The 1,159-nt window shown below is 54.2% G+C and carries 2 protein-coding genes; both read left to right on the forward strand.

What is annotated here, in order from left to right:
* Positions 1 to 347: 347 nt before the first annotated feature.
* Positions 348 to 590: a hypothetical protein gene (locus AC1DRJ_RS28745; protein ID WP_477805120.1), complete on the forward strand. Its 243-nt coding sequence runs from the start codon at positions 348 to 350 to the stop codon at positions 588 to 590.
* Positions 591 to 592: 2 nt separating this feature from the next.
* Complete coding sequence (locus AC1DRJ_RS28750; RefSeq protein ID WP_477805121.1) at positions 593 to 1,048, forward strand: hypothetical protein; 456 nt, start codon at positions 593 to 595, stop codon at positions 1,046 to 1,048.
* Positions 1,049 to 1,159: the final 111 nt, after the last annotated feature.

Below are 1,159 nucleotides of genomic sequence, written 5' to 3' on the forward strand. Positions count from 1 at the left end.
AAGACTTCTCCTGCATAAAGTATTACTTAATAAATGACTAGTTTTAACAGGAGCGTAATGCTGCATGTGCTCACTCTGCGGCAGGGGCGGCTGCCTGCTGAAATCAAGCTGAGGCGTTTCTGATCGTAGCCAACAGACCACTCAAGAAGCAATGTAAAAAACTCTTTGGGTCTGGCTTGGTGAGTGTGGAGGGCTTGTGTGGGCTGACTCCGTAGGCAGATGAAGGTTGCCATCTGACGGTACCGAAAAAGTAAGCTTGAACAAAACGATACGAATCGTATATGTTTGTTCCGCGCATATGAAGCCCATCACGGGCAAAACAACAAGAACGCGCGAAGGAGACAAACATGCATCAGGGTTCGAGCCTGAAAGGCGATGTTGCGACCGTTACCATTGTGGGCAGCATCTGGCACTCGACCAGTGAGCGGTTGGCTGAACGCGACAAGCACTTCGCGTCCGCTGATTTCCAAAATTTCCCCGTCAACTCTGCCTCGACGCGCGATACCACCGGCTCGATCCTCGACGCCGATTTCAGCCTTTCAATCGACGTTCGGAGTTCAGCTACATTCCTCGACGGTTTCGGGGAGTGAGCATGTCGATCCCCCATATTACCAATCTCAGATTTGGGCGACGCACGTTGCTCGTGTCCACTGCAAGTGCCGCGACACTCGCCATGCTGGGTGCGATACCGGTGCTCGCGAAGCCATCCCGAGAGATCGCACGAACACCATTCGACCCCAGTCAGTTTGACRTTCGCTTTGTCGTGACGGACCGCCGATTAGCGCAAAGCCTGGCTTTCGCCATTGAGCATGCCAAAAAGGGCAGCGCGCGGCTTGAAGTCACGAACGGACTCACGAGGCTTTGGCAGGAATCGCTCGTGCCGTTTTGGCGTGAGCAAGGTGGCGCTGTCGCCGGACTCACCACGCGCGAGGTTTGGCATTGCCTTGCGGAACAAGCACGCAGCCAGTCGCGCCGTACGGTTGTGCTGCATCAGTACGACGTATCGGCGAATCAACCCAATCCTTTGGTTTCATGGATCATCGCGTGAATTATGAGAACACCCCCGAATGTATCCCCCGAAGTTTTTTCCGTCGCGCTGCAGGCGTTTGCCGGTGTAGTCGGAAAAGAATGGGTCTTCGTTGAGGACGAGGATCTGTTT

The sequence above is a fragment of the Pseudomonas sp. P5_B2 genome (assembly GCF_056400445.1).

Bases quoted from the DNA above. Each gene is read 5' to 3' on its own strand.
- AC1DRJ_RS28745 (WP_477805120.1), top strand. From the start codon at position 348: ATGCATCAGGGTTCGAGCCTGAAAGGCGATGTTGCGACCGTTACCATT.